Raw genomic sequence first — 14,217 nt, forward strand, 5'->3', positions numbered from 1 at the left:
CATCTTCTCAGAAAACCGGGCGATCATAGACTCTTTCGAGCAACAAAGCTGCAGGGAAATTCCCGGAGCCCTGGAGGTGGCCGCCGCTACGGGCCGACATAGACGGTCATGGTCGCCCTGACGCCATCGATGACGAATTGCACGGCCAGCGCCGACAGCAGAACGCCGAGCAGCCTTGTGAGGATTGCCCGGCCGGTCTGGCCGAGCAGGCGGTCGATCTGGTCTGCAACCAGCAAGGCCGCCAGCAGGATCAACGATACGACAGCGATTACGGCAATCAGCTCCAGCCTCTCGACGGCGGATGGATGGTTGCCGGCCAGCAGGATCGTCGCCGAGATCGAGCCGGGACCGGAAATCAGCGGAATGGCGAGGGGGAAAACCGCGAGATTGTGGATGTGATCCTTGGTGATCGCCGTCTCGCTGGTCTTTTCCTTGCGTTCCTGGCGCTTTTCGAAAATCATTTCGAAGGCGATGAAGAACAGCAACATGCCGCCGGCGATGCGGAAGGCCGGCATCGAAATGCCGAGCATTGACAGGATGCTGGAGCCTGTCAGCGCAAACACCGTGAGGATGCCGAAGGCAATGATCGTGCCGCGCAGTGCCGTCTGGCGTCGCTGTACCCTGGTCATACCCACCGTCAGACCGATGAAGATCGGCGCGAGTCCAGGCGGATCGGTGGTCACGAGCAGTGTCGTGAATGCATTCAGCATTGCTTCCAAGCTGGTCATTATTTTCCCCTTATTGCTTGTCAGCGTATCTGTGCCAGCTCGTTCCGGCAAGGGGCAGGCTGAGTAGGCCAAAGTGCACGCAAAGGCTTGCCAATGCGGCAAAAGCCTGTTCATAAAGACGCCGCAAAATTGGCCTTAGTGCCGCCTTTCCGTTATAAAGGCGGCATCGATTCCCATTTGAAAGAACGTGACCGATTTGACTGAGATTACCCCACCCGGCGGCAAGGGCCCCAGCGGCATCGAGCCGATCTCCATTGTCGAAGAAATGCAGCGCTCCTACCTCGATTACGCGATGAGCGTGATCGTTTCGCGTGCGTTGCCGGACGTCCGTGACGGCCTCAAGCCTGTGCATCGCCGCATTCTCTATGGGATGAATGAACTCGGCATCGACTGGAACAAGAAATACGTAAAATGTGCCCGCGTCACCGGTGACGTGATGGGTAAGTTCCACCCGCACGGCAACCTGGCGATTTATGACGCGCTGGCCCGCATGGCGCAGGATTGGTCGCTTCGTCTGCCCTTGATCGACGGGCAGGGGAATTTCGGCTCGATCGACGGCGACAAGCCCGCGGCCGAACGTTACACCGAGTGCCGATTGGAGAAGGCGGCCCATTCGCTGCTCGACGACCTCGACAAGGAAACCGTCGATTTCCGCGACAACTACGATGGTTCGCTGCAGGAGCCGGTGGTCGTGCCGGCCAAGTTCCCGAACCTCTTGGTCAACGGCGCGGGCGGCATCGCCGTCGGCATGGCGACCAACATTCCGCCGCACAATCTCGGCGAAGTCATCAATGCCTGTATCGCCATGATCGACGATCCGGCAATCGAACTGGCGCAGATCATGGACATCATGCCGGGTCCGGATTTCCCGACCGGAGCAATGATCCTCGGTCGCTCGGGCATCCGCCAGGCCTATGAGACGGGCCGTGGCTCGGTGATCATGCGTGGTCGCGCCCGGATCGAGCCGATGCGCAACGATCGCGAGCAGATCATCATCACTGAAGTTCCCTACCAGGTGAACAAGTCGACGATGATCGAGAAAATGGCCGAGCTGGTGCGCGACAAGCGCATCGAAGGCATTTCCGACCTGCGCGATGAATCCGACCGTGATGGCTACCGCGTTGTCATCGAGCTCAAGCGCGATGCCAATTCCGACGTCATCCTCAACCAGCTCTATCGCTATTCGCCGCTGCAGAGTTCGTTCGGCTGCAACATGGTGGCACTCAACGGTGGCAAGCCGGAGCAGATGACGCTGATCGACATGCTGAAGGCCTTCATTGCCTTCCGCGAAGAAGTCGTCAGCCGCCGCACCAAGTTCCTGCTCAAGAAGGTGCGCGACCGTGCGCATGTCTTGGTTGGCTTGGCCATCGCTGTTGCCAATATCGACGAAGTGATCGCGCTGATCCGTCGCGCACCCGATCCGCAGACGGCACGCGAACAGTTGATGACCCGCCGTTGGCCGGCACAGGACGTCGAATCGCTGATCCGCCTGATCGACGATCCCCGTCACCGCATCAACGAGGACGGCACCTACAATCTCTCCGAGGAACAGGCGCGTGCCATCCTCGAACTGCGCCTGCAGCGCCTGACCGCGCTTGGTCGCGATGAAATCGGCGACGAACTCAGCAAGATCGGCGCCGAGATCAAGGACTACCTCGACATCTTGAGCTCACGCCTGCGGGTGATGACGATCGTCAAGGACGAACTCACATCGATCCGTGACGAGTTCGGCACGCCGCGCCGTACCGAGATCGTCGATTACGGTCTCGACCTCGATGACGAAGACCTGATCGCACGCGAAGAGATGGTCGTGACGGTTTCGCATGCAGGTTATGTCAAGCGCGTGCCGCTGGCGACCTATCGTGCGCAGCGTCGCGGCGGCAAGGGCCGATCCGGCATGACAACGCGTGACGAAGATTTCGTCAATCGCCTGTTCGTTGCCAATACCCATACGCCAGTACTGTTCTTCTCCTCGCGTGGCATCGTCTATAAGGAAAAGGTCTATCGCCTGCCGATCGGCACGCCGACATCGCGCGGCAAGGCGCTGATCAACATGCTGCCGCTGACGCCAGGCGAGCGCATCACCACGATTATGCCGCTGCCGGAAGACGAGGACAGCTGGGCAAATCTCGACGTGATGTTCACGACGACGCGCGGCACCGTTCGCCGTAACAAGCTCAGCGACTTTGTCCAGGTCAACCGCAACGGCAAGATTGCCATGAAGCTGGAAGACGAGGGCGACGAGATCCTCTCGGTCGAAACCTGCACCGAACTTGATGACGTGCTGCTGACGACCGCGCTTGGCCAGGCCATCCGCTTCTCGGTCGACGAGGTCCGAGTATTTGCCGGCCGCAACTCGATCGGGGTGAGGGGCATCACCATGGCCGATGGTGATCGCCTGATCTCGATGACGATCCTTGGCCATGTCGATGCGGAGGCGTCGGAGCGCGCCGCCTATCTCAAGCGCTCGGCGGCAGATCGCCGCGCCATGGGCGTCGATGAGGAAGATATTGCGCTGGTCGGCGAGGAGGTCGCGGAAGAAAGCGAGCTCGGCGAGGAGCGTTACCAGGAACTCAAGGCGCGCGAGCAGTTCGTGCTGACGGTTTCCGAGAAGGGCTACGGCAAGCGCTCATCGTCCTATGACTTCCGCATCTCCGGACGCGGTGGCAAGGGCATTCGCGCCACCGACACGTCTAAGACGGGCGAGATCGGCGAGTTGGTCGCAGCTTTCCCGGTCGATGATGCCGACCAGATCATGCTTGTCTCGGATGGCGGCCAGTTGATCCGGGTGCCGGTCAATGGCATCCGCATCGCCAGCCGCGCCACCAAGGGTGTGACGATCTTCTCGACGGCAGCCGATGAAAAGGTCGTGTCGGTCGAGCGGATCAATGAGCCTGAGGATGAGGACGAGGGCGCTGAGGGCGCGGTTGCTGCCGAAGGTGCTGCGCCTGTTGAAGGCGCGGCTTCTGACGAGAACAGTGCGCCGGAAAGCGAATCCTGATCAATCTCAGGAGATATTGCTAGGATCAAAAAGCACCCGCTGGCCTCACAGGCAGCGGGTGCTTTTCATTTGAACCGAGCCGATACTTGCCGCAGTATCTCAGAAGCAAGTATATATGCCTTGGGTCTTCGGCTTGACGTATTTGACGTCTGCCGAGCAGGACTCGGTGGCATCGACAAAGCCATTCTTATCCAGATCCATCGCGACAAAGGTTTTGCGGACGGCCGTCAGGAATTCCTCCTGGCTCACTGTCTTGTCACCTGATGTATCCAGCAGTTTGATGATCACCGGGTCCGCCAGGCGAAAGCTCGAAATCCGTGTCGAGAACGCGGTTGCTTGTGCTGCTGACGCCCGCATCTCGTCAAAATCGATGGTGCCGTCGCCATTGGTGTCGGCCTGGAGATTCTTGGCCAGCAATTGCTGGATGATCTGGTCCATCTGTTCGGCGGTAGGCTCTACCTGGATCCCGGTCGTGGACTGAAGCATCATCCGCGATTGCGGTTCGAGAAACGTCTTGAGCTCGTCCGTGGTCACCTTGCCGTCGTTGTCGAGATCCTTTTCAAGGAAGCGGGCGATCGCTTGCGCCCGTTGGCGCGGTGCGCGATTGCTTTGGTCGAGTTGCAAAGCGAGTTCGTTGAAACGCGGCAGACCATCATTGTTCATGGACTTATAGACGAGCAGCATCTGCCGCTCCGCCGTTTCAAGCCTCAGTTGCCTTCCGCCCGGCGTTCCCAGCATCATCTTGGCAATCCAGCGCATGGCGGGATCGGGGGCTTGAGCGGAGACATGGGCGGCTGACGCTGCCGATATGACCAGGGAAAGAGCGATGGCGCGCAAAAGCATGATTCAACCTCCAGGAAAGAGCTTTCGTCATAGTTGCAATCTATGAATCCGGCTTTTTTCCAGAGGCTAAATATTTACCGAAGTGGGAATTGGCACTGACCCGGCCTTTCGACCGAGCCTCTATGCGTGATTTCTCTAAGCCGCCGAGAGCTTCAGGCCAACGACACCAGCGACAATCAGCGTGATGCAGATCAGGCGAATGGCTGTCGCTGGCTCTCCAAACAGCGTAATGCCGAGGGCAGCAGCGCCCACGGCGCCGATGCCGGTCCAGATCGCATAGGCCGTGCCGACCGGAATGGTTCTTAGCGATAGCGACAGGCAGGCCATGCTGATAACCAGCAGGATGACCGCCAGTGCTGCGAATTTCAGGTTGGAGAAGTTGTCCGATACTTTGAGGGCGTAGACCCAGCCCACTTCGAAGAGGCCGGCAATCAACAACAAAATCCAGTTCATTTGGTAGTCCTCTGACCAGGGCCGTCCCTGAACGTGCGCCGAAATGGCCGAGGCCGTCCTCTTGTCCTGACTTAGATATCCAGAGCTGAACGGTCAAGGGCCGCCGGAGAGCTGCTCAGTGCGGACCGATCATCAGTTCCGGGCGAACCACTTCGTCATACTGTGCTTCGGTGACGAGACCGCTTGCAAGGGCTTCTTCCTTCAGCGTGGTGCCGTTCTTGTGGGCTGTCTTGGCGATCTTGGCGGCTCCGTCATAGCCGATGATCGGTGCCAGTGCGGTCACCAGCATCAGCGAGCGATCGAGGCCGGCCTTGATGTTGTCGCGGCGGGCTTCGATGCCGGTAACACAATTGTCGGTGAAGGAGCGGGCGGCATCGCCCAGCAGCTGCACCGATTGCAGGAAGTTATAAGCCATCATCGGATTATAGACGTTAAGCTCGAAATGGCCCTGGCTTCCGGCAAATGTGATGGCGGCATTGTTGCCGAAGATGTGTGCGCAGACCTGGGTCAGCGCTTCGGACTGGGTCGGGTTGACCTTGCCGGGCATGATCGACGAACCCGGTTCGTTTTCCGGCAGCGCCAGTTCGCCGAGGCCGGCGCGCGGGCCAGAGCCGAGAAAACGGATGTCATTGGCGATCTTGAACAGCGCCGCTGCCGCTGCATTGATGGCGCCATGCGAAAATACCATTGCATCGTGGGCGGCCAGCGCCTCGAACTTGTTGGGTGCGGTGACAAACGGCAGGCCGGTAATCGCAGCGATTTCCTCCGCCACCTTCTCGGCAAAGCCGATCGGTGCATTGAGCCCGGTGCCGACGGCTGTGCCGCCCTGGGCGAGCTCGTAGAGACCGGGCAAAGTCAGTTCGATCCGCTTGATGGCCGACGCGACCTGTGCGGCGTAGCCTGAAAACTCCTGGCCGAGCGTGAGCGGGGTCGCATCCTGGGTGTGGGTGCGACCGATCTTGATGATGTCGGCAAAGGCCTTCACCTTTTCTATTAGTGCTGCGTGCAGATGCTGGAGGGCGGGAATCAGGTGATGAACGATCTGCTCGGCGCAGGCGATGTGCATCGCCGTCGGATAGGTGTCGTTGGACGATTGGCTCATATTGACGTGGTCGTTGGGATGGACGGGCTTCTTGGAGCCCTTGACGCCGCCGAGCATTTCGATCGCCCGGTTGGAGATAACTTCGTTGGCATTCATGTTGGACTGGGTGCCGGAGCCCGTCTGCCAGACGACCAGCGGGAAATGCTCGTTGAGCTTGCCGTCAATGACTTCCTGGGCAGCCGAGATGATGGTCTTGCCCAGTTCGGCATCAAGCTGACCGAGGGCGATATTGGTGCGCGCAGCGGCCTGCTTGACGATGCCGAGAGCCCTAACGACTGAAAGCGGCTGTCTTTCCCAGCCGATCTTGAAATTGCCGAGCGAGCGCTGAGCTTGTGCACCCCAGTACTTGCTGTCATCGACTTCGATAGGGCCGAACGTATCGGTTTCGCTGCGCGTGCTCATCGTTCCATCTCCGAAATCAATTTCCGTGGCTTGGACCGTTTATGTAGGCCTGATTTGCCGGCTTGAAAACCGCAAGTCGCGGAAAATATGATTGTTTTCGTCATGTAATTTGGAATCTGTTTTCGCACAGTGCGCGTACCTAGCGGCACGCCGTGAGATCCATCGGCTCCAGGTTGGAATTGACCCCACCATTATAGATCGAGCTCATGAGCAGCCGGCCCTTGTCGTATTCGAACAGCAACAGGGTCGAGTAGTGCTCGCCTTCGCCACGGCACAAGCCTAGAGCCACAGCCGACTTGTCGAGGATATTGGCCTTCTCGACATTGCAGACATATTCATAACCCTCGACCTCAACATATCGCTCCGATTTGTTCATGGCGATCTTCACCGGACCGCGGCCACAGGCCATCTCGCTGTCCTTGTCGGGCGAACCGAAGCCTTTGGGGAAAGCGCTGAGCTGGCGGAAATAGTCGCGCACGCGGCCGGTCATCGACGACTGCGTCTCGTAATCCCACTTGGTCAGCCGATATTCCAGCGCCTTGCGGAACGAGGCGAAGGTGATTTGCGTCTCGCATTCGTCGGGGCTGCAATCGAGGTAGGTGGCGTCCATCTGCGCCGATATCTGCTTGAATGGAATTTCGGCGGCCACGCTCTGATAGAGGCCGGCTTTGGCTGCGGTGCCGAGCACGCCGGCACAAACGCCCGCCGTCGGCTCCTTCAGGCAATCGCCGATCCGCTTATTGACCTCGCCAATCAGGTAGTTGGAGTAGTAGGCGCCGGTGGTGACGTCCTCGACCTTGCCACCGCTGATTTTCAGCAGTTTTCGAGCCGGCAGGGAGGCCGCATAAGAATCAAAGGCATAGAGGAAGCGCTGGTCGTAAGTTTCGATCTCATAGGTGCCGTCGCCGTCGATGTCCCTAACGGTGATGGCATCCCCGTCGAATTCGCCGACATCGACACCAGCCAAGGCTTGCCCGTCGAAGGCGACCGCCTTTGCCACGATGCAGCAATGTGCGCCCATGGAATAGTTGGTGACGATGAAGGCCGGGTAATCCTTGTCGAAATCGTAGACCGCCAGCGTGCCGGACTCGGCGGTGAGTTCGACATCCAGATCGATGGAGACCGGCTTCACACTCGGTCCCGAGACTGTGAGCTTGAGGAATTTCGGTTTGCCTTCGACCTGGCCTTCCGTCGTCAGGCTGGCCGTCCATGTCCTGTCCTGCTGATCGGAATAGCTATAGGACCCGCCGAGATCGTTGATGTTCCAGTCGACCGGCGTTCCCATCCACAGATATTTCGGCTGAGCGTCTTCGGCCCTGGCAACGGCCGTGCTGCAAAGAAAAGCAAGAATAACAAGCAGTATTGGGGGCAACATCTGATCTCTCCTATTGGGCGGCGATTGAAAGGCCGGGACGTTCGAAATGCAAGGGTTGGAAATGCCTTCGCCTCTTCCTAAATCTGTACTGAAAGTTCATTTGCTATCGGAATCATTTCATGATTTCTGGAAGTATGGAAAAGACGGGCGCTCTCTCGACCCTTTCGGCTCTCGGGCACGAAAACCGCATCGATATATTCCGGCTGCTGATCGGCGCCGGCAAGAGCGGTCTGTTGCCCGGCCATATCGCCCAGAAGCTTGATATCAAGGCCAATACGCTGTCGGCGCACCTTTCGGTACTGGCTGCGAACGGTCTTGTCTATTTCGAGCGGGAAGGGCGCAACATCCGCTACTTCGCCCGAATGGAGTCCATGGGGCTTCTGTTGCGCTACCTGATGGAAGACTGTTGTGGCGGCAGCCGCGACATGAGCGAGGGTGTTTTCGAGAGACTCGGCCTGCCTGCGGAATGCAACCGACGCTGAATTCCGAATCTCGAATTGCGGTGCCATGGAACGCGCAATCGGGTGCACTGCGTCGTGCCATTTTCGTCACACGCGCCGGCAATTGGATTACGCGGCGGCAACGTTTCGCTGATCAGTGCTTGATGCCGGCAGTAAAAATTAAATAAAAATTAAGCTAATCAGTATGTTGTTGATTGAAGACGAACGGACGCGCCAGATTCCGGTCACAAAATTGTGACCCTCTGAATGAACTGCCGGTCTGATCCGTTTTCTTTTCAAGCGACGGGCAATCAGCTACTGTTGCGCAACATTTTGATCCGGGTGAGAGCGGCTTTCGACCGCTGGGAATGATACCAATATGAAGATCTTTCGGAATGCGGCCATCACCGCGCTTACATTGTCTTGCGCGATCACATTCGGCGCACCGGCCGCACATTCAGCAACACTTCTTGATTTCCTGCGCGGTGACAAGACATCCAACGACGGCAAGGCCGGAAAGCGGAACAACACGCTGTTCGGCAGCCGCGACAATTCGGCGGGTTCGCTCGATGACGACTTCGGAGCCTTTCCCGACAGCCCGCTGAAGGGCAAGCCCCTTCCCAAGGTTTCCAGCCCGAAATACTTCACCTACAAGGCCGATGCTCTCAAGCTGATCGCCGTCTCAAAATTCGCGCCGAAGATGGAAACCGCTCAGGCCGATCCGACCCAAACCGGATCGATCGAGACGGTCAGTGTCACCCCGACCTTCGACTTCGCCAGCAATCCGCGTGCTTTCATGATGGACGTGCGGGCCAAGGCGCCTGCCGATGTCGCTGCCGCGATCGAGAAGTTCTACAGTACCCATGACGGCTTGCTCTGGGTCGACGCCGATGGCGTGACCGAAAAGGCCAAGCAGGCGCTAGCGGTGCTGGCCGAAGTCGACCAGGTCGGACTCGACCCCGCCGACTACGCGGTACAGGATCCCACCGACACGTTTGCGTCGGTCGATGCGGTCACCAAGCAGCGCCAGTTGATGCAATTCGAGATCGAGCTTTCCGCCGCTGTGCTGACGTTCGTTCAGGACACCCAGCGTGGCCGCATCGATCCGAACCGGATCGCCGAATACTATGATTTCAAGCGCAAGGCGGTAAACCTCGACGGCGCATTGTTGAACGCGTCCGTCTCGGCCGACATCAAGGCCTATCTCGAAAGCCGCAATCCGCAGAACGAGCAGTTCCAGGCGCTGAAGCGCGAATTGGCGACGCTCAAAGCGGCTGCCGGTGGCGAAGTCGCACGCATCGAGATTGCGCCTGGCACGCTGCTGAAGCCGGGCCAGTCCAATCCCGAGGTCGCAAATATCATTGCGGCGATCCGTCAACATGGTTCGGACACGCTGAAGCTTGATCACTCCGTGACGCTGGCGTCCTATCAGGGCACGCCGGATTACACGCCTGACCTTGTTGATGTCGTCAAAGCCTTCCAGGCAGAGAATGGCCTCAAGGGGGACGGTGTGGTCGGCAAGGGCACGATCCGTCTGCTGTCGGGGGGCGATACCGCTTCCTCGAAGATCAACAAGATTGTGGTGGCGATGGAAGAACTGCGCTGGCTGCCGAACGAACTCGGTCCGCGCTATGTGCTGATCAACCAGCCGGCATTCACGGCCTATTATCACAACAATAACAAAGAGCAGTTCAACATGGGGGTTGTCGTGGGCTCGCCCGCGCACCAGACCTTCTTCTTCCAGGACGTAATCGAAATCGTCGAATTCAACCCGTATTGGGGGGTGCCGCGCTCGATCATCGTCAACGAGATGCTGCCGAAGCTGCGCGATGACCCGAGCTATCTCGACCGTCTCGGCTATGAGACATCGATCAACGGCCAGCAGATGTCATCGACCGATATCGACTGGGATAGCACCGATGCTGTCGATGTGCGCCAGCCGCCAGGCAACGGCAATGCGCTTGGCCAGTTGAAGATCATGTTCCCGAATGCGCATGCCATCTACATGCATGACACGCCGCAGAAGAGCTTCTTCAAGCGCGACATGCGGGCGCTGAGCCATGGCTGCGTGCGTCTGGTCGATCCGAAGCGGATGGCGGCTGCCGTGATGGATATGTCGGTCGAACAGATCAATGCCGAAATCGCAACGGGCCAGAACCATCAGATGAAGGTTCCGGAGAAATTCCCGGTCTATGTTGCTTACTTCACGGCGTTCCCGGACAAGGATGGCGTCGTGCAATATTTCGACGACGTCTATGATCGCGATGCCTACATGAACCGTGCTTTCGATACGACGAAGAAGGTTCGCCACGCTGACAGCTGATGCGGCGGTGGCCTTGGGGGTATGTTGCGAAAAGGCGGCCAGTGGCCGCCTTTTTCACAGGTGCTTCACATCAAGCACATTGCCCCATCGATCGTTGAGATACTCCAGAATCAGCCTGCGATGGCAGCGGTGCGGTGTGTCTTCGGAGCAAAGCAAGCAGGCGTCGGTGAAGTAGTCGGGCTTGAGCTTCTCTTCGATCTTTCGGGCCGCCATCAGGTTCTTGAATTCGATCTCGTAATCCGTCCAGCTACCCTTGTCGCGCTTGAAGGTTTTCAGCATCTCGTCCTCAGGGGCAAGTAGCGTCTGGTGGTCGTAACCGATGCCGCCGATGCGATCGAGGAAATAGGAGAGGTCGGCTGCCTTGGCAAAGCCTGCAAGCTGCGACGTGTTGTGCAACCGGACATCGATGACCTTGCGCGATCCGGAAGCAAGCAACCGCTCGAAGAATTTCTCGGCCGTGCTATTGGTGAAGCCGATCGTGTGGACGGTATGCATTGGCGATCCTGAGAGTTGAAAAGCCCGCACAGCATAGCATCGGCGCAGGCGTTTCAAAACACAGGTCTTCGGCGGTCAGACGATCAGGCGACCTTGCGGATTCCGAGGTCGGCTGCCACCTCGATCTGTGCATGGCGGCGGATTTCTTCTTCGCTGACGGCATCGAGGCCGTCGAGGAAGGCGGCCGCAAACGAGCCCGGACCTCTGGCGGTGCGTTTCGCCTGTTCTGCAGCAATTGCGAAATGCACATGCGCTGCGGTCACCGCTGTCAGCGCGTCGGGGGAAACAGCAGTGTAAGCGGCCGTCAGGGCGCCTAGCGAGCAACCTGTTGCCGTGACTTTCGGCAGGAGGGCACTGCCGCCGGCGATGCGCACCAACTTGGGTTGGGCTGTATTATAGGTGTCACCAATCCAGCCGACGGCATGATCGATTGGCCCGGAGGCGGAGACTGCTGCGGCGTGCGTCAGCAATTCGACGGCTGCGCCAACCGCATCTGCCGGGTCTGCGGAACTGTCGACGCCGCGCGTGCCACCGCCAAGTCCGGCAAGGCCGATGATTTCGGATGCATTTCCTCGAATGACGGTGGGCTTGTGGCGCAACAGTTCAGCAGCGACGCCACCGCGCCAGGGCAGGCCGCCCGCGCCGACAGGGTCAAGCACCCAGGGTGTGCCGGCCTGCTCGGCAGCCGCGACTGCCAGCCGCATGGAGGCGACCTGTTCGGTATTGGGCGTGCCCAGATTTATCAGTACCGCACCGGAGATCGTTGCAAAACCAGCGGCTTCTTCCGGGTTGTCGACCATGGCCGGAGACGCGCCAGCCGCCAAAAGGACATTGGCCATGAAATTGGCGGAGACGATGTTGGTCAGGCATTGGACGAGTGGTCTGGTCTCCCGCAGGGCGCGGTGAGCGGCAATGACATCATCGACGGTGGGAGCGTGTTTGGCAAAACGGGAAGCAGGCATTTTGATCTCCGAATAAAATCTATAAAATATGTAGATATTCGCTTTGCTTTGCGCTAGCAAGGCTCATTCTTGCCCCTGCGCTCCGACGCGGGATTTTTCTGGAGCCAAGCATGTTTCCGCCACTTGTTTCAGTCGATCGTCTGTTTGCGGAACTAGGGAACTGGGTTGTCGTCGATGCGACCGCGGACAAGGTCGGCCAGCCAGGCGTTTCAACTGAGGGGCAACGCGCCTTTCTTGCCGAGGGTCATATCCCGGGCGCTCGGTTTGGTGACCTCGTCAATGATTTCTCTGACCCGGGCGGGGAGTTTCCTTTTGCGCGTCCGAGTGCTCGGCAATTCGAGGCAGCTGCCTCCCGTCTTGGGATTTCGGGCAGCGAACAGATCGCTGTCTGCGATCGGTCGAACGGGATATGGGCGGCGCGGCTGTGGTGGTTGCTTCGGTCGTTCGGCCATGACCAGGTTGCGGTTCTGGACGGTGGGCTGGCTCGATGGAAAAGCGTGGGATTTCCATTGGAACGCGGCGCAAGGCCCTATTCGCCCGGCAAGTTCATCGCACAGCAGCAAGATGGCTACTTCGTCGACAAAGCCTTCGTAAAGGGTGTGGTCGAGGGAAAATCTCAGGCGACGCTGGTCAATGTCCTGCGACGACCGGTCTTTGCCGGCAGCGAGCAGAACTATGCGCGACCGGGCCATATCCGCGGCAGTATCAATGTTCCCTACAAGGAACTGATCGATCCCGCCACGAACACGCTGCTTGATGCCCGGGCGCTCAAATCACGCCTAGGCGACATAGGCGAGGGCAATGGGCTTGTGGTGACTTACTGCGGCGGTGGCATCACCGCGGCCGGTTCCGCGCTGGCGCTCGCGGTTCTCGGTCGCGAAAACGTGGCCGTCTACGACGGCTCGCTGAACGAATGGTCGGCCGACCCGGAACTGCCGATGGTCACGCTCTCCTAGCTACGTTTCATTCTGAAAGGACACATCATGGCCATCAAGGCGCTCTGGTATCTCAGCATGGCGGACGGTCGCTATCCCTGGATGGAGGATGGTTTCTTCGGCGTCGATTTCGACCGCTACCGCAGGCTCGCCGAGACCATCGACCGCGGTGGCTTCTATGGCGCGCTCGTGGCGACCTGGCCGAACGATCCACTGGTCTCTGCGTCATCGATCGCCAGTTACACCAAGACCATGCGCTTTCTGGTGGCCTCTTACGCCGGCATGACCCCGGCCAAGCTTCTGGCCGAGCAGGCTTTGACATTCGACGCGCTGACTGGTGGGCGGCTGATGTTCAACCACATCAATGGCCGCGAAGAACGGGTCAAGACCTACAATATCTCCATGTCATCGGATGACCGCTACAGGATCGGCGAGGATTACTGGCAGGAGTTCCAGGAACATTATCGCGCCGGCAATCCGTCGCTGTTTCCCAATACCAAGTTCAAGATCGAGCCGACGCGGCATGAGGGCGTCGAACTGTGGGGCACCGGCGAGTCGCCCGCCGGTGTGGTCCATGCCGGCAAGGTGGTCGACGTCTACCTCCTCATGCTGCGGGAACTGAGTGAGATCACGGATAAGCTCCAGAAGGCGCAGCAAGCGGCGCAAGCGCACGGGCGTAAGTTCGCCGATATGGGTGCCCTTGCCAGCGTTATCGTCCGCAAGAGCAGGGCCGAGGCGGAGAAGCACTTCTACTCGATCTTCGAGGCGACCGGCGTGGACTTGCTTCGCGCCAAGCTTGAGGAGGTGGTGCGTCGCCGCTCGGGAGGCGAACAGACGCTCGCGACCTACAAGGCGCCGGATGCCCGGAGGCAAGAATGGGTGAACTATCTGCTTGCCGGCAAGCTGCCGCCGCTCGAATCCCTCAGGCTTGAGCACAACGTGTTTGCCGGCATGTCCGCATGGTCATCGCTCGACATTTTTGGCACGGGTTCGTCAGCCGCCTATTTCGTTGGTGATCCGGATTCGATCGCAGCCAATGTCGATCTCTACAACAAGCAAGCGGGACTGACAGCGTTGATCCTGTCCGGCTGGCCATTGATCGAAGAGGCGCAGAACGTTGCAGATCTGCTGATTCCGCGGCTCAACGAGATCGGCTGA

General features: G+C 59.0%; 12 protein-coding genes. 5 read left to right on the forward strand and 7 right to left on the reverse strand.

Going from position 1 to position 14,217, the window contains the following annotated elements; genetic code table 11:
* Nucleotides 1-86 precede the first annotated feature (86 nt).
* Nucleotides 87-728 carry a MarC family protein gene (locus tag ACXHRN_RS10720; RefSeq protein ID WP_488641300.1) on the reverse strand — a complete coding sequence of 214 codons (642 nt, stop codon included), beginning with the start codon at nucleotides 726-728 and terminating at the stop codon, nucleotides 87-89.
* A gap of 196 nt (nucleotides 729-924) precedes the next feature.
* Here ACXHRN_RS10720 and gyrA point away from each other — a divergent pair, with 196 nt between their 5' ends.
* Nucleotides 925-3,729 (forward strand): DNA gyrase subunit A, encoded by a 2,805-nt coding sequence (gene gyrA / locus ACXHRN_RS10725; RefSeq protein ID WP_488641882.1) that lies wholly within the window; start codon nucleotides 925-927, stop codon nucleotides 3,727-3,729.
* Between the two features lie 99 nt (nucleotides 3,730-3,828).
* Here gyrA and ACXHRN_RS10730 read toward each other — a convergent pair whose 3' ends face one another.
* The 4 genes from ACXHRN_RS10730 to ACXHRN_RS10745 all read right to left on the reverse strand — a co-directional run bounded on the left by ACXHRN_RS10730 (nucleotide 3,829) and on the right by ACXHRN_RS10745 (nucleotide 7,904).
* Nucleotides 3,829-4,572 (reverse strand): EF-hand domain-containing protein, encoded by a 744-nt coding sequence (locus tag ACXHRN_RS10730; RefSeq protein WP_488641301.1) that lies wholly within the window; start codon nucleotides 4,570-4,572, stop codon nucleotides 3,829-3,831.
* Nucleotides 4,573-4,707: 135 nt separating this feature from the next.
* On the reverse strand, nucleotides 4,708-5,025 hold the full coding sequence (locus tag ACXHRN_RS10735; protein WP_488641302.1) for a DMT family transporter: 318 nt from the start codon (nucleotides 5,023-5,025) through the stop codon (nucleotides 4,708-4,710).
* A 115-nt stretch (nucleotides 5,026-5,140) separates the two neighbouring features.
* Nucleotides 5,141-6,529: a class II fumarate hydratase gene (gene fumC / locus ACXHRN_RS10740; RefSeq protein ID WP_488641303.1), complete on the reverse strand. Its 1,389-nt coding sequence runs from the start codon at nucleotides 6,527-6,529 to the stop codon at nucleotides 5,141-5,143.
* 139 nt (nucleotides 6,530-6,668) lie between these two features.
* On the reverse strand, nucleotides 6,669-7,904 hold the full coding sequence (locus ACXHRN_RS10745; RefSeq protein ID WP_488641304.1) for a hypothetical protein: 1,236 nt from the start codon (nucleotides 7,902-7,904) through the stop codon (nucleotides 6,669-6,671).
* Nucleotides 7,905-8,023: 119 nt separating this feature from the next.
* Between ACXHRN_RS10745 and ACXHRN_RS10750 the strand changes: the two genes are divergently transcribed.
* A complete protein-coding gene (locus tag ACXHRN_RS10750) occupies nucleotides 8,024-8,386 on the forward strand; it encodes an ArsR/SmtB family transcription factor (protein WP_488641305.1) in 363 nt (120 codons plus the stop codon).
* Nucleotides 8,387-8,723: 337 nt separating this feature from the next.
* Nucleotides 8,724-10,667 carry a L,D-transpeptidase family protein gene (locus ACXHRN_RS10755; RefSeq protein WP_488641306.1) on the forward strand — a complete coding sequence of 648 codons (1,944 nt, stop codon included), beginning with the start codon at nucleotides 8,724-8,726 and terminating at the stop codon, nucleotides 10,665-10,667.
* A gap of 54 nt (nucleotides 10,668-10,721) precedes the next feature.
* Here the strand turns inward: ACXHRN_RS10755 and ACXHRN_RS10760 are convergent, their stop codons facing one another.
* Both ACXHRN_RS10760 and thiM read right to left on the reverse strand, forming a co-directional pair.
* Nucleotides 10,722-11,162: a DUF488 domain-containing protein gene (locus ACXHRN_RS10760; protein ID WP_488641307.1), complete on the reverse strand. Its 441-nt coding sequence runs from the start codon at nucleotides 11,160-11,162 to the stop codon at nucleotides 10,722-10,724.
* A gap of 83 nt (nucleotides 11,163-11,245) precedes the next feature.
* Complete coding sequence (gene thiM / locus ACXHRN_RS10765) at nucleotides 11,246-12,124, reverse strand: hydroxyethylthiazole kinase (RefSeq protein WP_488641308.1); 879 nt, start codon at nucleotides 12,122-12,124, stop codon at nucleotides 11,246-11,248.
* Between the two features lie 110 nt (nucleotides 12,125-12,234).
* Here thiM and ACXHRN_RS10770 point away from each other — a divergent pair, with 110 nt between their 5' ends.
* Both ACXHRN_RS10770 and ACXHRN_RS10775 read left to right on the forward strand, forming a co-directional pair.
* Nucleotides 12,235-13,080 (forward strand): sulfurtransferase, encoded by an 846-nt coding sequence (locus tag ACXHRN_RS10770; RefSeq protein WP_488641309.1) that lies wholly within the window; start codon nucleotides 12,235-12,237, stop codon nucleotides 13,078-13,080.
* A gap of 27 nt (nucleotides 13,081-13,107) precedes the next feature.
* Nucleotides 13,108-14,217 carry an LLM class flavin-dependent oxidoreductase gene (locus ACXHRN_RS10775; protein WP_488641310.1) on the forward strand — a complete coding sequence of 370 codons (1,110 nt, stop codon included), beginning with the start codon at nucleotides 13,108-13,110 and terminating at the stop codon, nucleotides 14,215-14,217.

The sequence above is a fragment of the Shinella sp. OV683 genome (genome assembly GCF_057787725.1).